Source organism: Microcystis sp. BLCC-F210, assembly GCF_042134685.1.
GTDB classification, from domain to species: domain Bacteria; phylum Cyanobacteriota; class Cyanobacteriia; order Cyanobacteriales; family Microcystaceae; genus Microcystis; species Microcystis aeruginosa_D.
In genome coordinates, this window is sequence record NZ_CP169647.1 from 4634711 (window position 1) to 4653543 (window position 18833).

Below are 18833 nucleotides of genomic sequence, written 5' to 3' on the forward strand. Positions count from 1 at the left end.
TGAGGATCGTCACTTTTGCAAGAGCCAAGGTATGGATTTACAGAAATTCTTAGAAAAACTGCCCCAACAGTATCAGGATTGGGGATCGCCTCTAATGTCGCCTATTTCCGAGCAATTAACCCTTTTAAGCGAAAAAACCGCCTCCTATCCCGATCGCAATCTCTTTCCCCTGCTCAATCTAGCCGTTGACTGTCTGCAACCGGACGAGGTTTACTGTCAAATTGGTTGTTTTCGTCGCGGTAGTTTAGTCGCCGCTTTTTGCAATAATAGCGATCGCTGCGGTTATGGCGTAGAAGCTTTTTTTAAATACGATCCATCGGGAGAAAAACTAACTATATTATCTGAGGATTTGGAGGATTTTCAACTATCAGAACAGATATTTTTAAGCGATCAAGAAACGGAAAACTTTTTCGATGATCTGGAAGAACTAAACAGTGAAGAAAAGCTGGGAGTTTATTACTACGATGCCGCCGAAGACTATCGATCACTCTTGATCTCCCTACTTTTAGCCAAAAACTTCTGGTCTGATTCCGCTTTAATTATCATCAATAAATGTCAGCATCCCGCGCTCCAACAGGCCATAAAAGATTTTACTAAAACCCATCCCCAAGCTCAGATAATTTTAGATTATCAAGTCGCTGATCACGGTTTGCTTGGTTTCAAAAATATTTGTTTATTAGCTTGGAATGCTCCCCCAGGTATAACAGCGCTAAAATCCCCGAAAAAACTGGTTTTAAATGTGGGTTGTGGTCCCTATAATCCCGAAGCTCTACCCCAACTATTCCGCGATGGCAATTGGCAAGAAATTCGCCTCGATATTAATACCGCTGTTAACCCCGATATTTTAGGAACGATTACCGATTTAAGTGCCGTTCCCGATAACTGCGTTGATGGGGTTTTTTCTAGTCATAATCTAGAACATATTTATCATTACGAAGTTCCCATCGCACTGGAGGAATTTAAACGCATTCTTAAACCCGAAGGCTTTTTGATGATCGTAGTTCCCGATATGCAAACTGCCGCCGAATTTGTCGCTAGAGGCGATATGGAAAATGAACCTTTATATATTTCTCCCGGTGGTCCGGTGCGAGCTTTATGGATGTTTTACGGTATGGGAACAGAAGTCCCCGGAATGCCCTATATGGCTCATAAAACTGGTTTTACCTCCCAAAATCTCAACCAGAAATTACAAGAGGCAAATTTTGCCAGGGTCGAGGTAATTCGCACGGAATTTGAGTTAGTTGCTTTTGGGTATAAATCAGAGATTGGGGATAGGGAAATGGGGGGATAGGGAAATGGGGAAATGGGGAAATGGGGGGATAGGGAAATGGGGGGATAGGGAAATGGGGAAATTTTAACTAATCCCTCAAAACTCCAAAACCCTAAAACCCCAAAACCCCAAAACCCTAAAACCCAACACACAACACTCATGTTTACTTCACGGAAGCAGAGGAAAGATTAGCAAAAATTGCCCGCACTTGTGGGGAAATTCTTTCCCTTTGATTGATTAAATAAATACTAACGAGGGTTAAAGATACCCCCACCCACTGCAATACACTTAACATCTCACCGAGGAATAAATTCCCGAAACTGAGGGCAAAAACCGGAGTTAAAAAAGTTAAAGAACTTAAACTGGTTAAATTGCCCTTGGCAGCTAAATAAAAGAATACTCCGTATGCGATCGCACTCCCAAAAACCGTGGCATAACTTAAAGCTAACCAACCATTTAAATCTATATTTTGCCATTGATGGGATTCGGTGAAACCTGAAGCTAAAAATAGCGGCAATCCTCCTAAAATCATGTGCCATCCTGTAGCGCTGACGGGATCCGCATGACGACAGACAAACCGGATTAACACTGTTCCCACCGCCATGGATAGGGAAGCCAAAAGCATGAGCATTTCGCCGCTATTTAGTAATTCCTGCCAGCTAAATTCAATATTTAACGCTTTTTGTCCAAAAAAGTCATAAAACCATTGATCGGGCAAGCCAATTAAACTAATTCCCCCAATCCCTAAACCCAATCCCAACCATCCCCAGACACCGATAACTTCTTTAAATAGCCAACTGGACATTAAAGCCACCGCTAGGGGTTGCGAGTCAATAATTACCGATCCTAACCCTGCCCCGGTGCGATTTAATCCCAATGCCAGAAAACCTTGAAAAAGAGTGCCATCCATGAGAGCAAAAAGGGCAATCCATAGCCATGCTTGCAGGGTTTTGGGCTGAGGACGACCTAAAAACCAAGCTACCATTAAAACTAACATTCCGGCGGGAACAAGGCGAATTGCCGCCATAAATAGGGGGGTGGTGTGGGGGATAACACCTTTCATCGCTACCATCGCTGTTCCCCAGAGAAAAAACGGTGAGATAAGTAAGAGGGGCGAGGATTTCTTTAAATCTAAGTTTTCCATAGGTAGCGATCGAGTTTTGTAGATAACAAATTTCCCTAATTGTATAGTAGAGACTGGGGATCAGCCCTTAATTCTCCTGACTTTCTCCTAACTGATTTTCCTCTAAATCTGTTATTGGTTTTTCTTCACTCGATCCGATCCAGATCGCAATCATTCCAGCAATAGGAATGGAGAGAAAAATACCTAATAATCCCGCAATTCTTTCGCCGATAAAGAGGGATAAAAATAAAATTACTGGGTTTAATTCTAGGGCATTGCCCATAACTTTAGGGCGAATAATATTATCTTGAATTTGTACCAAGACAACACAGACAATAAAAGCTTTAACGGCAATTGTTAGTCCCTGGGAGGTAAAAGTCAAGATAGTTACCAACAAAATGCCCAGGGTTGCCCCGATACCCGGGATAGCATCGATAACACCAAGAACACCCGCCAAAACTAGCCCATATTGAATTCCCAATAGGGAAAAACTTAAGAAACTCGTCACCGATAAAAAGAGCATTAATAACAGTTGTCCGCGAATAAATCCCAGAAAACTTTGTCGAAAAGACGTGGCAAAACGCTCCCGGTATGCTAGGGGGAGAAGTTGCAAAAAACCTCGCCAAAGTTTATCACCGTCGATGAGCATATAAACACTGATCACCGCTCCGAAAACGCCGGTAAAGACACTGGAAAAAACTCCTTGTACGACTGATAAACCCGTGGCTAAACCGGTTTGTAAGGTTCCCACCATTTTATTCAAATCTAATCGATCGAGAAAGTCTTGAAAGGGTAAAAAATCTTTTTGACCCAGGGCATCGGTAAGATTGAATAGTAGTCCTTTCCCCTGACTAATTGCTTCTAACCCTATGCCTGTGACTAATCTAAATAGGAGGATAAAAGCTACTAAGGTGGTAATAGCAATGGCTAATCCTCTCGGTAGATAACGGGATAACCAAACCACAGGATAATTTAATAGGGCAGCCAGGATTGCTGAACCAGTAAAAATAGCGATCGTCCCGTAGAAATAGTTAATTAAGACAATCAGACTCCAGCCACAGCCAAATAATAATAGATAGCGCACTAGAATCGAGTTATTCAGAGTTTTCCAAAAGGAGCTAGAAGGGGGCATAAATCAAGCCAGAAATAGGATTTTAGCATTTAGAATTGTTTTAACAAAGCTTCCCTCATGACCGAGACGGGGACGGGTTGACCTAACCAGATTTCTAGTGCGATCGCTCCCTGATTAACTAACATTTCTAACCCATCAATAATTCTTATCCCTCTAGTCTGGGCCAACCGGAGAAATTTGGTCGGCCGGGGATTATAAATCAGATCGTAGGCGATCGCAGATGGTGGTAAAAGGTCTAATAATTCTAACTCAACTGGGGATTGTTCGCCCTGGGGAGACATTCCGATGGGGGTAGAATTAATCAGGAGTTCTGTGGTGCATAGCAGCCCCTCTAATTCGTCCCAGCTATGCACTTCTAGGAGGTCATAGAGGCTTGTATTCGCCCAACTTTCTTTAAAAGGATCTAATTTCTTTTGATTGCGTCCTACCACATGAATTTCGCCACAGCCCAACTGGGCGCAAGCCACCACTACCGCCCGGGCAGCGCCGCCATTGCCTAAAATAACTGGATTCACCTGACTCCAATCTTTGTCAAGGGATTTCAAGGGTGCGAGAAAGCCATCCACATCGGTATTCGTTCCCTGCCAGCCGGTTTCCGTGCGCCAGACGGTATTAACTGCGCCCACTAGCCTTGCTTTCTCCGTAATTTGCGATAATAAGGGAATAATTGCTAATTTATGGGGAATTGTGACGCTAAAACCCTGTAGATCGATGGCGGACAAGCCAGCGATCGCCGTTGTTAAATTTTCCGACGCGATCGGGAGGGGAAGATAAACATAATTTAGCCCCAAGGCATCGATAGCGGCATTGTGCATGGGGGGAGAAAGAGTATGGCCGATGGGATCGCCGATTACGCCTAATAACTTGGTTTTTCCGTTAATAATGGTCATAAAAAAGGTGGGCTTTCCCCACCAAAGTTTAATCTCAAGGGTAGCCAATGCTCACCTTACTATACTATTTCTTGATTTCGCGGGCCATTTTCAGGAAAGGATTGATATTGTCATCGTTAGCGCGACGAACGTTATCATTAGCATCGTTAGCCTTACTATTAGCCTCGGAAGTGGCCGATTTTGCCACAATACCGTTATCGGTGACTTTGCTGACTTCCATAGAAGAAATCTGTTTAATCGATTCGCCACCCTTTTTATTTGAGGCAGTTTTCGGGAAAGTACGTCGGATCGTGATCGGTGTCCGCATAAAGTCGATATTACCGAGAGTTTTAGCGTCATCGGGTTCCAAGTAAAAAGCCTCTTTCGGTTCCGGTGCGCTCATATCCATTGGTTCATCGACGTATTTCGTCTTATTGCCAAACAGGCCAAAGAATCCAGCCATTTTCTTGCTCTCCTAAATAAATATATCTACCATAAATTGCTGCTGATTGTTAAATAATATCAATATTTATGACAAAAAGCTAGGTAGGGTTGGCTGAATAATCGTAAAACCCTTTAAAAATAAAGCTTTTGACCTGTTAAAATCCGATGTTCATGCTGCGAAAATCGGATTGGGACTCTCAAAAACCTTGCATTATCCTTCTTGTAGTATATAAGTTAGTACAAAAAGAGAGGGCAACAAAGGCAAGGGGGGGGGTTAGATATGTGTAATTAATTTTGCTTAGGTACTTAATAATTTAAGAGTTACTAATAATTGCTGATTGTCGGTATTTCTGCAAATGTGAGATTCACTCCTGAGATTTCTGTCTTAGAATGGATTGGTGTCACCTTACCGCCGCAGGATTGCTGATGATGAAAAGAGGGTTTTGGTTTGTCGTCGGGTTAGTAGTAACAATAATTCTGCTTCCTTCCCTAGTTCTTTCTAATTCCATCGGTGAACAGGGAATTTATGCCGATCGCTTGCGGGCAGAACCCTATAATTTATTAGGGAGAAAAATTGCCATCGGTCAAGTGGAAATCGGCCGACCGGCTCAGTTCGGTTATGATAAAGTGGCAGCTTGGCAGCCTCCCTATAAATTAGCCGGTGTTTTTTTTCGCGATCAAATTGCCAAACCCAACACCTATCTAGATAATCACGCCGCTATGGTGGCAACGATGATGGTAAGTGATGATAAAAAAATCCCCGGAGTGGCCCCGAACGCGAGATTATATTCGGGGGCGGTGGGTTCTTTGCGACGCGGCGGACAACCAGAAGAATGTCTTACCAGTCAAAATATTGCCCGACAAAATAGCGGTGATGTCCGCGCAATTAACTTTAGTTTTGGGGAATCTTTGCAAAGAGATCAGCGACAGGAACCAAAATTAGATGGTCAAGCTTTATTAACTCAATGTGTTGATTGGTCATCGCGAGTTGATGATGTTCTTTATGTAATTGCCGGTAATCAAGGGAAGGGAGGAATTCCCATTCCCACCGATCATTTTAACGGCATTACTACCGCTTATACAGCCCAAAGAGAAGGAAAATTCACTAAAGTTGATTTTGCTAATATTAGTGCTTTGCCAGTGGGTATTGGCCGCAGTTTAATTAAACGGGAAATTAATGATGGTTCGCGGCGATCAATTAATTTAGTTGCCCCCGGTAATAAAATAGAGCTTTATGACCTCAAAGGTAAATTAAATACTGTTAGTGGCACCAGTTTCGCCGCTCCCCATATTACAGCATCCGTGGCACTTTTACAAGAATACGGCGATCAACAAATTAATCAAAAAAATCCCCATTGGAGTCTCGATTCTCGTCATCATCAAGTGATGAAGGCAATCATACTTAATTCTGCCGATAAAATTAAAGATAAGGGCGATGGGTTAAGGTTAGGGATGAGACGGACGGTTTTAACTAAAGACCAAAAAACTTGGTTAGACTCCGATGCGTATAAAGACCCGAAAATTCCTTTAGATATGCAGATGGGGACGGGCCATCTTAACACTTTTCGCGCCTACACACAGTTTAGTAATGGTCAATGGTCAGCCACAGAATCTATTCCTGCCATTGGTTGGGATTACGGTGCAGTTAACGCTAATGGTTATCAAGATTATGCCCTAGAGAAGCCATTAAAAGCTAATAGTTTTGTTTCGATAACTTTAGCTTGGGATCGTTTGGTAGAACTAATTGATACTAATCGCAATAATCTCTATGATCTCGATGAAAGTTTCCGAGATCGTGGACTGAATAATTTAGATGTTTATCTTTTACCTGTCCAAGAGGATAATAATGATAAATACACTTGTTCTTCCCTAAGTGATAGTGATAGTTTAGAGCATATTTTTTGTTCTATTCCCATCTCTGGAAAGTATAAAATTCGGGTTCAATATCGTCAACAAGTTAACAGTAAAGAACAACCTTTTGCTCTCGCTTGGTGGACGGTTCCCGAATAATAAATAATGATAGTAAGTAGGTAGGGTTTGCAGCAAAAAGTTTATTGGTGGGGTTAGGCTTCGGCCTCTTGCCTCTCCTCATAACTAGCCTGTACTCAACGGATTTAGTATTAGAATAACAGAATGACCTCGTACACCGGGAAGCGGAACCCTTTGTAATCGCCTCTGGAAAGTGCAAGGTTTTTGAGTCCCTCGGATCGATTTTTCAACCTTTATTTTTTGCACTTTTTTGGCTAAAAAAGTGCAAAACCTTTTTCTAGCAAAGCTTTCAATGATATTTAGTCAACCCTACTTACTTAATAAAGCTGACAGAAACGGCTAAAAATATTTCTGAGCTTATTTGAATTAATAGCAACTATAAATGATGAATTTAAATTACTGGCTAATGAAATCCGAACCCGATGTCTATAGTATCGAGGATTTAAAAAAAGATCGTCAAACTATTTGGGATGGAGTGCGAAATTATCAAGCGCGCAATTTTCTCCGTCAGATGAAACGGGGTGATTTAGCCTTTTTCTATCATTCTAATACAACCCCGCCGGGGATTGTCGGTTTAATGCGCGTAGTGGAAACCGATATGATCGATCCCACACAATTCGATCGCAATAGTCCCTACTATGATTCTAAATCCTCTCCAGATTCTCCGCGCTGGTGGACGGTTAAAGTTGAGTTCGATCGCCTTTTTCCCCAACTGCTGCCCCTGGGAATTTTAAAACAAAATTTTACCGCCGATGAATTATTATTAGTAAGGACAGGAAATCGTCTGTCAGTGATGCCTGTTAATCAAGCGATCGCAACAAAAATTCTCGCTTTAGTCGCTCGTCAAGGAGTATAAACTGTGAACCAGAAAGATGCTATTAATTTACTTTCCCTGATTGGGGGATTATTGGTCACTATTGTCATTTTAGCGGCCTTTAATGCCTATGTGATCATCACCCCTGGACAAGCGGGGGTTTTAAGTGTTTTAGGAAAGGCTAAAGATGGGGTTTTATTAGAGGGATTACACTTTAAACCTCCCTTTGTCTCTAGTGTCGATATCTACGATCTTACGGTGCAAAAATTTGAAGTTCCTGCCCAAAGTTCCACTAAAGATTTACAGGATCTATCCGCTAGTTTTGCAATTAATTTTCGTCTCGATCCAACTCAAGTAGTGGCCATTAGAAGAACCCAAGGAACCTTACAAAATATTGTTGCTAAAATTATTGCCCCTCAAACCCAAGAATCCTTTAAAATTGCCGCCGCTAAAAGAACCGTAGAGGAAGCAATTACCCGACGCAGTGAATTAAAAGAAGACTTTGATAATGCCCTATCAACTCGGTTAGAAAAGTATGGTATTCTAGTTTTAGATACCAGTGTGGTAGATTTGAATTTTTCTCCGGAATTTGCTCGGGCCGTTGAAGATAAACAAATCGCAGAACAACGCGCCCAAAGAGCCGTTTATATTACCCAAGAAGCAGAACAACAGGCCCAGGCAGAAATTAATCGCGCTAAAGGGAAAGCTGAGGCACAAAGACTATTAGCAGAAACTTTAAAGGAACAGGGAGGAGGATTAGTTTTACAGAAAGAAGCGATCGAAGCTTGGCGCGAAGGTGGAGCGCAAATGCCCCGGGTTTTAGTTATGGATGGAGCGGGAAAAAATAGCGTACCATTTTTATTTAATTATAGTGATTCTTTTTCAGAAAATACCCCCTAAATTCCGGTCTATTTAGCTGTATTATTTTCTCAAGATACAGTCTTTCCCATCAAGAGCAAGTGTAACCTTAATTTGGTATCGACGACCAGCGATCGGCTCCCGAAAACGAAAACTTTGTACCTCACCATTAAGATAACTGTTATCAGTTTTGTTGAGAAATGTGTAGAGTTGGAGCCGACCCTTGACTGGAACCCAAGCTCTCGTGATAACTTGTAAAGGAGTTATCGACAAGACACCATCAGCTAGACAACCCTCCCAGTTTCTCTATGTTTCATCCTAACCAATCGGAAACCCGTGAAGATATCCGCGAGTATGTAGCTCAACTACAACTTCACATGGCTTTACAAGCTCGTAATCTCGTCCCCAGTCTGACTAATACTAGCGATAGTCGCGAGAAACTGCTGCAGGATACCCAAGCAACCATCGAAAAAATCGTTTCCCGTCATTTCTAGTTAACCGATTTTACCCCAGTCACTTTTTTTATCATTTTAAAATTGAAAATTAACAGGGATAGGAAAGCCTTGTAAACGCACGATCATGGCTAAAATTGTCGGTGTTCATGGTATCGCGCAAGAATTTAGGGGTAGCCACACGATTTCTGCTGAGTGGTTGCCAAGTCTCAAGGATGGATTGAAGCTCGCGGGAACCGAGTTAGAGTCCGATACTGATTTTCGTTGCGCGTTTTACGGAGATATTTTTCGGGGAAAATCGAAAGCGATCGGTATCGCGAACTACGATGTTAATGATATCGATTCCGATTGGGAAAAAGAATTACTCCAGTCGTGGTGGCAAGAAACGGAACGAGTGGAAAATAATCATCCCAATGCAGATAGCCTTTTGAGAGAAAAATCTACCCCAAAAATTATCCAGAGAGCTTTGTCGGGGTTAAGTGAATCTCGGTTTTTCGGTAGCATTGCCGAGAAATTGGTTATTTTTTATCTTAAGCAAGTGGGGAGCTATTTACACGATCAAAAGCTAAAACAGCAGATTCAAAAGCGAGTGATAGAATCTATCGATGAAGATACGCGGGTACTTGTAGCTCATTCTCTCGGTTCGATCGTCTGTTACGAAACTTTATGTCAGCATCCAGAATGGCCGATTAAAGTCTTTGTCACCCTCGGTTCTCCTTTGGGGATAAGACAATTAATTTTCGATCGACTGCAACCATCCCCCCACAATAACCTGGGGTGCTGGCCCGGAAATGTGGAAAGATGGGTGAATATCGCGGACGATGGCGATGTGGTGGCGTTGACAAAGGAACTCAACCCTTTATTTGAGGGAACTGTCGAGGATAAGCTAGTTTATAATGGTAGCGAGGCTCATGATGCTAAAAGGTATCTGACGGCGGTTGAAACCGGCGAAGCGATTCGATCGGGGTTAATCGATTGATGGGTAATGGTATGGATGAAGAAATCAAGTATTATCTAATCGCTTGTGGGACAAAGGATTACAAGAACTTAGACCCTGACAAGCAATTACCCAGCGTCGAGACGGATTTAGAATTGGTAGTCGATCTGTTTACTCGTGATTTTGGATACCAGCGAGTGTTAACCGATTTAGATATTAATCCGAAAAAAGACGAAATTCCTCTCAAATTTGCTCAATGGCTTCAACAAAATTGCCGTGAAACCGATATTGTCATTTTTTATTATTCCGGTCACGGCGAGTATATACTGGGGGATAGACATTATCTTTTACTGGAGGATACCGATCCTAAACTAATTGGACAAACGGCTCTATCGACCGAAGATTTAGTTCGTCCTCTCAATAATGATGGGGTTCGGATAGCGCAGATACTGTATATTATCGATACCTGTTGCTCGCAAATGGGAGCGGTGGAAGTTACAAAATTCGCTGCTGGCTCGATCGGGATATATCGATCGAGCAAAGAAAAAAATATTGCCGTTCACACGATCGCCGCTTGTCGTGCCAAACAAGAGGCTAAAGAGAGTGTATTCTCTACCGTTTTGGCAGCAGTTTTGAAAGATTTTTGTCAACAGTCTCGTAATCGATATATTTCCCCCGGTGAAATTGTAGGCAAAGTTAATGAAAAAATTCCCGACTCAATGCCACAAGACGTTGTACATAACCTCACGGGATCTGAAACGGTTGCAAAATTTTTTCCAGTTATTCCTAAAACGATACGAACTTGGGAAGAAAAACGCCTTGAATTGACAGAAGAATTATTGAATGAATTTAAAAAACATTTATCAAAAAATTTACTTTTTATCAATTCATTTTTATTAAATAGTAAATTTTTAGAAGAGTTTATTCTGAACGATCTAGAACTTAAAGAACAATTAAAAAAATTATCAAACAAGCCGGTTATAGAGGGTATCTGTCCTCTCATAGCTTGTTCCGATTGGTGTCGAACTAGGTTATTAGAAGAAGATAGGATTAACCCGTCGATTGATGCTATCGAAGCTTGGCAGTCTAGGGTTATTAAGTATCGAGAAAATGCGGATTTAGATAAAATACAAAATGAAGTCAGGCAGTCCTGGGAAAAATTCAAGGAACGTATTAATCGAGAAGAGCTGAGACTTCAAATTGAAATAGAACAGGATCTCGATAAAGATAATAATACTGGAAGGGTGTTCAACTCATTTCACTTAAGAATGAATCTTTGGATTAAAAGTCAACATCGCCCCTTAGGAAGATTTGCTGAAAACGAAAAAATTGAATTAAATAGCGAAATAGAATCTTGTCCAGAAAGTCAGACATTTCTCGCTAATTTAATTCGCAAAGCTCGTTATAGTTTGCCGAACAAAGTAAAGCTAAATCTCGAAATTTTTCTGCCAATAAAAGTTTTAAAATACCCTCTGGAAGAATTTCAATTTAAGCGGGGTACAATGTGGAGATCCCTAGGATACGAGTATCCTGTTTTTATTAACTCCTTCGATCGCTATTTCGATGAAGATTTCCGAGAGATACGCGACGAGATCGAGGAGATCAAGAGAGCTTTATGGGAAAATAATAGCGATCTTGACTGGGAACATTACTACATCGGAACGGAACCATCGATCGACGATCTGGAATATATCGTGGAATCCCTGCCGATCGCCGTCTGGAGTCGAAACGCCAACCAACCGATGACAGATAACGATCTAAAACCCTCGGAATGGAGAAACTGGCCTGATAAGACCAAAGAATTACGCAGAAACAAGCGAAAAATCGCCCTTTTCTGGGACGATCTATACCCCAAACCCTCCCCGAGACCGAGACCTCTAAACACGAGAGTGGTGGAATCCAATGGCCAATAAACCAGTTACCAAACCAGAAGACCTTCGCATCTATCGGGGTTTGACCCTGAGTGCCGATAGTTTACCCACACCCAAAGAACAAAGAAAACACCTCGATCGCATCCCACCGCCACCTCCTTGGCGCAGTTTTAGCCTGTCCCCGGAAGAATGGACAAAAGCGGCGAAATCGCAGGAAATACCGCCCGAACAGGGAAAAATCGACCCTAGGGCTTTAGGATTCGTCGCGGATAGGAAAGCGGTGGAATTGGTAAACGCTGCCCTCTGTTTGCGTCGTCCCCTACTGATTGAGGGCAACCCCGGCGCCGGCAAGACTTCCCTGGCCTACGCAGTGGCGCGGGAATTGGGATTACCCGGCCCCTACCGTTGGTCGATCGTTTCTCGCACCACCCTTAAAGAGGGTCTTTATGCCTACGATGCGATCGGACGGTTACAGGAAGCTTCCCTACAAAGACAGAAAGTGGGAGAGGGGGGAGAGTACGAGGAACCAGATATCGGCAGCTATCTAAGATTAGGTCCCATGGGGATGGCTTTTAAACAATCCCTTCCCGGACGACCGGCGGTGCTGCTAATTGATGAGATCGATAAAAGCGACATCGATATGCCTAACGATCTCCTCCATATTTTCGAGGAGGGATTTTTTGAGATCCCAGAATTGACACGATTAAAAACCGGCGACCAATCGGTTCTTCCCTATCGCGGTCAACAGGAGGACAGCGAGGAAAAAATCCCGATCGATCGAGGTTGTGTGTCTTGTCAGGAGTTCCCCCTAGTATTCATGACCAGTAACGAGGCCCGGGAGTTTCCCCCCGCTTTCCTGCGTCGATGTTTGCGTTTAAGACTAGAACAACCCGATAACGAGGATGATTTCTATCGGATACTAGAGCAACGTTTCCCCCCGGAGAGCCTAAATCAATTGGACGAACCGGCCAGAAAACTAATCCGGGAATTTCTCGATCGAATCAAACGCAAAGACAAACTAGCCACCGATCAACTGCTCAACGCGGTCTATCTGTTACTACAGGGAAACGACCTCACCGCCACCGATCGCCAATCGCTGCTAGACACCCTCTTTAAATCCTTGCAAGGGTAGGGGGAGAGATGGAAGGGAAAAAAGCCATCTGGTGGGAAGACGAGAGGGAAATGGCAGAACTGATCTGGTGCGCTGCTTACCTCGATCGAATTATCGCGCCTTGGTCGATCGAGCAGTCTGAACATTCGGAAGCAACCTCATCTAATGATAAGGAAGATAACCGGTCATCCGGCAGCGGTGAAGAAACCCCTCCCCCCGGAGCGATCGAGTCAACGATTCCCGTTGTCCATCCCGAAAACATCGATCGCTCGATGCAGACCTCCCAGAAGCGCGATTCGGTCGAGAGCGATCGTTCTTCTCCCGTTCGCGTCCCCGATCCCTTTCCGATACCCGAACCCACCGCCATCAGTAAGGCAATTCTCCCCCTAGCGCGTCGCGTGCCTGGATTACGGGCCGACGAGTTGGATATCGAGGTTACAGTGGAACGGACGGCCGAAGCGGGGGGATTACCGATGCTCGTTTTCCGACCCCCCCTAGAACGTTGGTTAGAGGTTCACCTGTTGATCGATCGCTCTCCCCCGATGGAATTTTGGGGAGATCTAGCGGGGGGAATGACCACCCTCTTCCGTTGGCAAGGCTTTTTTAGGGATGTGCGGGTTTGGTGGTTCCAGACGGGTGAAAATGAAGCTCGTTTGCTTTCCGGTGCGGGGCAAATCGAACGGAACCCTCGCAGTCTGGTTGCACCCTCTGGAAACCGACTTTTTATCGTCCTAACCGATACTTTGGGGAAAGCTTGGCGATCGGGGTCTGCCTTTGCCACCCTAGCGGATCTGGGCAAAGAACACCCCGTCACCATTGCTCACATTTTCCCGCAGGAGCTATGGCAACGAACCGCTTTAGAGGGGGCGATCCTTCGGCCTTTGATTGCACCGGGGCCCGCTTCTGCCAATGCAATACTGCAAGTGGGGGAAAAACTCCGCACGAAGCAGATTCTCTATCGGTTCCCCATTTTCAATCTATCCCCTGCTCACTTTGCAACCTGGGCGAAATTTATCGCTGGGAGCGGTGGTAACTCGATTCAGGGGGTTTTAATGGGAGCAACCACTGCGGGGGTGAATATGGGTGAAACCGGAGAAGAAGAAGCAGCCGCTCCGGAAGCGGAATCCCCGGAAGAGTTATTGAGAGGCTTTTTAATCGATGCCAGTCCCTTGGCCCGAGAACTGGCTAAAGTGCTGGCGGCCGTTCCTCTGATTCCTCCGGTGATGCGATTGGCACAGCGGCGATTTTTACCCGATAGTAAACATTGGCATCTAGCGGAGGTCTTTTTTAGCGGACTGGTCGAAAAATCTACCTTTAGTCCGGAGGGAGCGACGGTTCCGGATGCTTGGTACGATTTTTACCCCGGCATTCGTCAGCTACTGTTGGCAGATAGTGCCGCTAGACGCACGATCGATATTTGGCGCGGCATCGGCGATTATATTCGCGACCATTACGGCGAATTTCGCGATTTTTCGGCTCTAATCCCCAATCCACAGGGTTCTCTAGCGGATGCAGTCAGCGATCGCTCTCTCTATTTCGCTGAGGTGGACGCGGCTGTTCTCCGCACTTGGGGGGGAGAGTACGCCGATATCGCCCAAAACATCGAGGAGAGAGTGAGGCAGCGAAAACAGGAAATCTTGACCCCGGAAAAACTCCTAAAATTCGCCTTCGAGACCCTATACGTCGATAAACGGGGAGAAATTACCAAAAGAGAATCCCGGGAGGCCTACTACTACCAAGAACCCCTAGGGGAGGGCATCGAACCCCTGACCATGGTTGCTATCCCGGGGGGAACTTTCCTGATGGGTTCACTGGGAGAAAAGTACGATTTGAAGTCTGAAAAACCCCAACACCTCGTGAGCGTCAGTGCTTTCTACCTGAGCCAGACTCTGATTACGCGGGCGCAATGGCGGTTCGTGGCCACCCTACCGAGGGAGGGAAAAGACCTCGATCCAGACCCCGCGCGCTTTAAGGAAAGTGATAACAACCCCGTCGAGTGCGTGAGTTGGTACGATGCGATCGAATTCTGCGCCCGTCTGTCCCGTCACACGGGAAAAAATTACCGTTTACCGAGCGAGGCCGAGTGGGAATACGCTTGTAGAGCGGGAACAACCACCCCCTTCCACTTTGGCGAGACGATCACGGCAGAACTGGCGAATTACAATAGTTCAGAGGTCTATCAACAAGAAAAGGCGAAAAAATCCCCAAAGAAAACCACCCCCGTCCGCTCCTATCCCCCCAACGCCTTTGGGCTGTACGATATGCACGGGAATGTTTGGGAGTGGTGTTTAGATCCGTGGCACGGTGATTATCAAGGCGCACCGCCTACAGACGGGAGCGTTTGGGACGAAAAAAATATTGATAATCGTTATCAAAATTTATTAAATAGTATAAATAAACTCTTGACGGATAACCGAGCTTCTGTATTGCGGGGCGGTTCTTGGTTCGACAATCCACCTTACTGCCGTTCTGCTTTCCGCCTCATCAGCAGCCGCCGCGTCAGCAACGTCGTTTTTCGGGTGGTGTGCGGTGCTGGGAGGACCCTGTAACCCTTTTCTCTTTTTTCCCTTTTTTCCCTCATTCCCTTTTCTGGAATTTTTTTGGGCAGGCTATGGTACAAGTGTATTAGTTTAGGGGTGGTTAATTATCTAGGGTTTGCTGTTCCCGGGTCCTGTAGTAACGCACAGAAAACGGGTTTCTCCGAGAAACCCGTTTTCTACTCATGCACTCATGCAAAAAGGGGAATAAATAATCAGTCTTTAATAACTGGATTTAAGTAGCTGGTTATAATTAAATTAAAAATGGATTTTAGGTTCGATCCCCCCTTAGGGACTTGCGTGGGAATAATATCCCAATCGATCGGAGGGCGCAAGCTTTGCTCTCGTAACTGTTTTACCGTCTCTTTTAGCCATTGATTATAATCAGTTTCGTAGGCAGTTGACGACATAATTTAACTCTCCATAGAAAATTACTTAAATGGCTCTCTAAGTAGGTAGGTGTTAAAAGTTCTCAGAAACCCCCCTTATCAAGGGGGGCAGGGGGGATCGAACCCACAATCCATCTTTAATTTAATTATAACCAGCTACTTATCTAGGGTTGGCTGAATAAATCTACTTTTCTTGCACAGGAGAATGACGGTCAGGAAATTCTAGCCAATATACTCTATCCCCGTCTATTAAGAAATATCACAAGAAACATGGGTAGATTAAGAAAGGTTAATCGGTGTATCCATTGATAGATAGGGGTTTTCGGCTTTAATAGTATATATATAATAAGTACCTAAGCAAAATTAATTACACATATCTAACCACCTCTTGCCTCTTGCCTCTTGCCTCTTGCCTATCTTCACTAGGAAATTAATTTTGCACGACTACTTAAGTGAATTCAGATATATATAAAAAACTGGCGATTACGATTCACGACGGTTTTAGTAATGTATAATGTAATGTATATACTTCAACCAGCTATGGTCAGCAAAATCCGCAAGCAAATTTATATCGAAGCCGAGCAGAATAATTTACTGAAAGAGAAAGCCCGACAGACGGGACTGAGTGAGGCCGAGATCATCCGACAGGCGATTGACCAACACATAATTTCCCTCAACGTTGACCCTGAGCGAAGCCGAAGGGTCAACTCTCCCACCCCGAATTTGAGCGCTTGGGAGCGAGAAAAGGCCTTTATCGCCAGTCTCGAAAACCGCCCATCACAACCGGGAAAAAGGGATTGGCGAAGGGAGGATCTCTATGAGCGATAGAGTCCTGCTCGATACCCGACACCCTGCCCCCACGAAAAACTTTTTGCCGCAAACCCTATCTAGGAGAAGCCGAATTTTGTTCAAAAGTTAACTCCTCTAAGACTTCCGCAACCAACTTGCCGTTGGCTAAACGCTTTAAACTTCTAATCTGAATATTTACTTGGGGAGTTTCTTCTAACTGTTGGATCAAAAAATCTGCATATTTGATTATTGCCTCACGCGCCGCATTTTTTTTAGTCCAAACTTGCGCCATTTCTAACATATTAGTAACTCCAATAAAGAATCACCCTCAAGATAACAAATCGAGCGCAATTGTCGATGATAGCTGAGATTCTATCACTTGATGACCGAGACTAACCGGCCGAGCATTTCCCTCTACTGGGGCGCAATAACGGGGAATTGGGCTAGAAACGAGGCTAATATGACGGTCACTCACCGCTAATCCATGGGTAGGATCATAACCTTTCCAGCCGCCCCCCGGCAAATACACCTCTACCCAAGCGTGTAAATGTCTTTCTTCTTGGTCTAAATCCCCTTCTTGATAGCCACTGACAAAACGGGAAGCCAATCCCACACAGCGACACACATCCATAAATAAAACCACAAAATCGCGACAGGAACCCTGCTTATTTTTCCAAGTGTTTCCGGGTAGGTAGGGTTCCCCGGTAAGACGAATAATTTGCTGACAATTTCGGTAAATTTTGTCATTGAGATTAAACAGGAAAGATAGCACCTGTCCCTCAGTTTCCTGCATAATTTCTTGGGCTAATGCTGCCATATCAGGGTCATTATTTAACCCATAAAATTGTCTATAGGGTTGTAATTGACTGTGGAGAGAAATGGGATAATCAAAGGGTAAACAGGTCGCCCAAGGTTCTAACAAATACTGGAAAGGATTAACCCCATGGGTTTCTACTTCACTGACCACATCAATCAATAATTCTTCCGTCGGTTGATTAAACCAAATTTGTAAACAAGAATTGCCATCGAGGTCGATAATATTAGTTATTGTTAAAGGTTCTGGGTTAATCTTGAGGGTAAACTCTCGCAAAGTTTGCCCACCATCGGATTTTGGTCGCAAGCGCAGCAGATGGGGCGATAAAATCACGGGTTGATTATAGAAATAGTTGGTTTGATGCCGAATGTGATAACGCATTAAGTTGTTAATTGGGATTGATATTGAAAGTTATTTACTGGCAGAGGTGGGGCAAGTTCGGGATTAAAAACAAAGAAAGTTTCTGTCATTTTTATTCCCACATCATTAACTCTTTTTTGAATATGGTCGAGGAATTCATGTAATCCCATTTCAATAATATCCTCGATAGTTAGATAACTCATTTCCGCACAAAGTCGCCCTAAACTTCTTTCTACGGAATTACCCCAAGTTCCTATGGGAGTCCCAGTAACTTGATGCAAACAGTGGTCTAATTCCCGCAGACAAAAGTGAATTGAACGAGGAAATTCTCGATTAAGAATTAAAAATTCGGCCACGTCACTAGGAGTAATCCGTCGTTGACATTTACGATACATTTCGTAGGCACTTACGGACCGCAGTAAAGCAATCCATTGAATTTGGTCTAGAGAAGTTCCCACCCATTGAGCGGAAGGCAAGAGATAATAGTATTTAACATCAAGAATTCTGGCGGTTTTATCGGCGCGTTCCTGTAATCTTCCCATAACGCCAAAATGCCAACCTTCATTATGAGTCATCGTCGCATCCATCACCCCCGCAAAACGGTGACTAGCCAATTTAACTTGAGTAAAAAAGTTAGGTAAAGTAGTTTGAGGATGGTAAGAGGAAGCATCTTTTACCATCAAGAAAAAACCATTAACCTGTTCCCACATTTCCGAAGAAATAATCTCGCGAACTGACCGAGCATTTTCTCGCGCCCAGCGCAAACAAGAGATAATTGAATTACTATATTCCGTGTCAAATGTCAAGAAATTGATCACATTTTCTGCGGTGGCTGTGCCGTAACGTTCCTTGAATTGTTCTAAATCTCCCGTGGTTAAAACCAAAGGTTCCCACTGTTGCAAAACACTGGTGGGAATATCTAACATTAAATTAAGATTAACATCCATAAACCTGGCGACATTTTCCGCCCGTTCAATATAGCGATTTAACCAATAAATTGAATCAGCAACTCTACTAAGCATAATTAACTGGGAAAAAGTGAAAAGGTAAGGGTGGGTTACTAACCCACCAAAA

The 18833-nt window shown here is 43.9% G+C and carries 17 protein-coding genes and 1 pseudogene; 10 read left to right on the top strand and 8 right to left on the bottom strand.

The genetic code is table 11. The features are described from left to right. The first annotated feature begins 31 nt into the window (after nucleotides 1-31). Nucleotides 32-1291, top strand: coding sequence for a methyltransferase domain-containing protein (locus tag ACE3JL_RS22570; protein WP_375328443.1), 1260 nt, complete (start codon nucleotides 32-34; stop codon nucleotides 1289-1291). Between the two features lie 142 nt (nucleotides 1292-1433). Here ACE3JL_RS22570 and ACE3JL_RS22575 read toward each other — a convergent pair whose 3' ends face one another. The 4 genes from ACE3JL_RS22575 to ACE3JL_RS22590 form a co-directional block, all read right to left on the bottom strand. Then, entirely contained in the window at nucleotides 1434-2414 is a 981-nt protein-coding gene (locus tag ACE3JL_RS22575; RefSeq protein WP_375328444.1) for a DMT family transporter, read from the bottom strand. Between the two features lie 67 nt (nucleotides 2415-2481). After that, nucleotides 2482-3525: an AI-2E family transporter gene (locus ACE3JL_RS22580; RefSeq protein WP_375328445.1), complete on the bottom strand. Its 1044-nt coding sequence runs from the start codon at nucleotides 3523-3525 to the stop codon at nucleotides 2482-2484. 29 nt (nucleotides 3526-3554) lie between these two features. Beyond that, complete coding sequence (locus ACE3JL_RS22585; RefSeq protein ID WP_150975304.1) at nucleotides 3555-4415, bottom strand: shikimate dehydrogenase; 861 nt, start codon at nucleotides 4413-4415, stop codon at nucleotides 3555-3557. Nucleotides 4416-4479: 64 nt separating this feature from the next. Next, nucleotides 4480-4857 carry a hypothetical protein gene (locus tag ACE3JL_RS22590; RefSeq protein WP_271971217.1) on the bottom strand — a complete coding sequence of 126 codons (378 nt, stop codon included), beginning with the start codon at nucleotides 4855-4857 and terminating at the stop codon, nucleotides 4480-4482. 371 nt (nucleotides 4858-5228) lie between these two features. On the opposite strand from ACE3JL_RS22590, the gene ACE3JL_RS22595 reads away from it, so the two are divergent. The 8 genes from ACE3JL_RS22595 (at nucleotide 5229) to ACE3JL_RS22630 (ending at nucleotide 15419) form a co-directional block, all read left to right on the top strand. Then, a complete protein-coding gene (locus ACE3JL_RS22595; RefSeq protein WP_271988112.1) occupies nucleotides 5229-6848 on the top strand; it encodes a S8 family serine peptidase in 1620 nt (539 codons plus the stop codon). A 361-nt stretch (nucleotides 6849-7209) separates the two neighbouring features. Then, nucleotides 7210-7683 (top strand): EVE domain-containing protein, encoded by a 474-nt coding sequence (locus tag ACE3JL_RS22600; RefSeq protein WP_271988114.1) that lies wholly within the window; start codon nucleotides 7210-7212, stop codon nucleotides 7681-7683. A 3-nt stretch (nucleotides 7684-7686) separates the two neighbouring features. Then, nucleotides 7687-8541 carry a prohibitin family protein gene (locus ACE3JL_RS22605; RefSeq protein ID WP_271988117.1) on the top strand — a complete coding sequence of 285 codons (855 nt, stop codon included), beginning with the start codon at nucleotides 7687-7689 and terminating at the stop codon, nucleotides 8539-8541. A 266-nt stretch (nucleotides 8542-8807) separates the two neighbouring features. Continuing rightward, nucleotides 8808-8993, top strand: a complete 186-nt coding sequence (locus tag ACE3JL_RS22610; protein ID WP_002759041.1) for a hypothetical protein — start codon at nucleotides 8808-8810, stop codon at nucleotides 8991-8993. Between the two features lie 85 nt (nucleotides 8994-9078). Continuing rightward, complete coding sequence (locus tag ACE3JL_RS22615; RefSeq protein ID WP_375328446.1) at nucleotides 9079-9930, top strand: hypothetical protein; 852 nt, start codon at nucleotides 9079-9081, stop codon at nucleotides 9928-9930. Nucleotides 9931-9941: 11 nt separating this feature from the next. Continuing rightward, complete coding sequence (locus ACE3JL_RS22620) at nucleotides 9942-11801, top strand: caspase family protein (RefSeq protein WP_375328447.1); 1860 nt, start codon at nucleotides 9942-9944, stop codon at nucleotides 11799-11801. After that, nucleotides 11791-12891 (top strand): AAA family ATPase, encoded by a 1101-nt coding sequence (locus ACE3JL_RS22625; protein WP_375328448.1) that lies wholly within the window; start codon nucleotides 11791-11793, stop codon nucleotides 12889-12891. The genes ACE3JL_RS22620 and ACE3JL_RS22625 overlap by 11 nt, the downstream gene beginning before the upstream one ends. Before the next feature lie 8 nt (nucleotides 12892-12899). After that, nucleotides 12900-15419, top strand: coding sequence for an SAV_2336 N-terminal domain-related protein (locus tag ACE3JL_RS22630; RefSeq protein ID WP_375328449.1), 2520 nt, complete (start codon nucleotides 12900-12902; stop codon nucleotides 15417-15419). A gap of 325 nt (nucleotides 15420-15744) precedes the next feature. On the opposite strand, the pseudogene ACE3JL_RS22635 reads toward ACE3JL_RS22630, so the two are convergent. Further along, nucleotides 15745-15817, bottom strand: a pseudogene (locus tag ACE3JL_RS22635) (DUF29 domain-containing protein); the annotation flags it as partial. Nucleotides 15818-16336: 519 nt separating this feature from the next. Between ACE3JL_RS22635 and ACE3JL_RS22640 the strand changes: the two are divergent. After that, nucleotides 16337-16624 (top strand): CopG family transcriptional regulator, encoded by a 288-nt coding sequence (locus tag ACE3JL_RS22640; RefSeq protein WP_375328450.1) that lies wholly within the window; start codon nucleotides 16337-16339, stop codon nucleotides 16622-16624. 55 nt (nucleotides 16625-16679) lie between these two features. Here the strand turns inward: ACE3JL_RS22640 and ACE3JL_RS22645 are convergent, their stop codons facing one another. The 3 genes from ACE3JL_RS22645 to ACE3JL_RS22655 are packed head-to-tail and all read right to left on the bottom strand — an operon-like array spanning nucleotide 16680 to nucleotide 18781. Further along, nucleotides 16680-16886, bottom strand: a complete 207-nt coding sequence (locus tag ACE3JL_RS22645; RefSeq protein ID WP_271988289.1) for a hypothetical protein — start codon at nucleotides 16884-16886, stop codon at nucleotides 16680-16682. 27 nt (nucleotides 16887-16913) lie between these two features. Further along, nucleotides 16914-17780, bottom strand: a complete 867-nt coding sequence (locus tag ACE3JL_RS22650) for a transglutaminase family protein (RefSeq protein ID WP_002766712.1) — start codon at nucleotides 17778-17780, stop codon at nucleotides 16914-16916. Beyond that, entirely contained in the window at nucleotides 17780-18781 is a 1002-nt protein-coding gene (locus ACE3JL_RS22655) for an alpha-E domain-containing protein (RefSeq protein ID WP_271988288.1), read from the bottom strand. The genes ACE3JL_RS22650 and ACE3JL_RS22655 overlap by 1 nt, the downstream gene beginning before the upstream one ends. Nucleotides 18782-18833: the final 52 nt, after the last annotated feature.

Bases quoted from the DNA above. Each gene is read 5' to 3' on its own strand.
- ACE3JL_RS22620 (WP_375328447.1), top strand. From the start codon at position 9,942: ATGGATGAAGAAATCAAGTATTATCTAATCGCTTGTGGGACAAAGGAT.
- ACE3JL_RS22570 (WP_375328443.1), top strand. From the start codon at position 32: ATGGATTTACAGAAATTCTTAGAAAAACTGCCCCAACAGTATCAGGAT.
- ACE3JL_RS22585 (WP_150975304.1), bottom strand. From the start codon at position 4,415: ATGACCATTATTAACGGAAAAACCAAGTTATTAGGCGTAATCGGCGAT.
- ACE3JL_RS22625 (WP_375328448.1), top strand. From the start codon at position 11,791: ATGGCCAATAAACCAGTTACCAAACCAGAAGACCTTCGCATCTATCGG.
- ACE3JL_RS22600 (WP_271988114.1), top strand. From the start codon at position 7,210: ATGATGAATTTAAATTACTGGCTAATGAAATCCGAACCCGATGTCTAT.
- ACE3JL_RS22640 (WP_375328450.1), top strand. From the start codon at position 16,337: ATGGTCAGCAAAATCCGCAAGCAAATTTATATCGAAGCCGAGCAGAAT.
- ACE3JL_RS22645 (WP_271988289.1), bottom strand. From the start codon at position 16,886: ATGTTAGAAATGGCGCAAGTTTGGACTAAAAAAAATGCGGCGCGTGAG.
- ACE3JL_RS22590 (WP_271971217.1), bottom strand. From the start codon at position 4,857: ATGGCTGGATTCTTTGGCCTGTTTGGCAATAAGACGAAATACGTCGAT.
- ACE3JL_RS22610 (WP_002759041.1), top strand. From the start codon at position 8,808: ATGTTTCATCCTAACCAATCGGAAACCCGTGAAGATATCCGCGAGTAT.
- ACE3JL_RS22580 (WP_375328445.1), bottom strand. From the start codon at position 3,525: ATGCCCCCTTCTAGCTCCTTTTGGAAAACTCTGAATAACTCGATTCTA.
- ACE3JL_RS22630 (WP_375328449.1), top strand. From the start codon at position 12,900: ATGGAAGGGAAAAAAGCCATCTGGTGGGAAGACGAGAGGGAAATGGCA.
- ACE3JL_RS22575 (WP_375328444.1), bottom strand. From the start codon at position 2,414: ATGGAAAACTTAGATTTAAAGAAATCCTCGCCCCTCTTACTTATCTCA.
- ACE3JL_RS22595 (WP_271988112.1), top strand. From the start codon at position 5,229: ATGGATTGGTGTCACCTTACCGCCGCAGGATTGCTGATGATGAAAAGA.
- ACE3JL_RS22615 (WP_375328446.1), top strand. From the start codon at position 9,079: ATGGCTAAAATTGTCGGTGTTCATGGTATCGCGCAAGAATTTAGGGGT.
- ACE3JL_RS22655 (WP_271988288.1), bottom strand. From the start codon at position 18,781: ATGCTTAGTAGAGTTGCTGATTCAATTTATTGGTTAAATCGCTATATT.
- ACE3JL_RS22650 (WP_002766712.1), bottom strand. From the start codon at position 17,780: ATGCGTTATCACATTCGGCATCAAACCAACTATTTCTATAATCAACCC.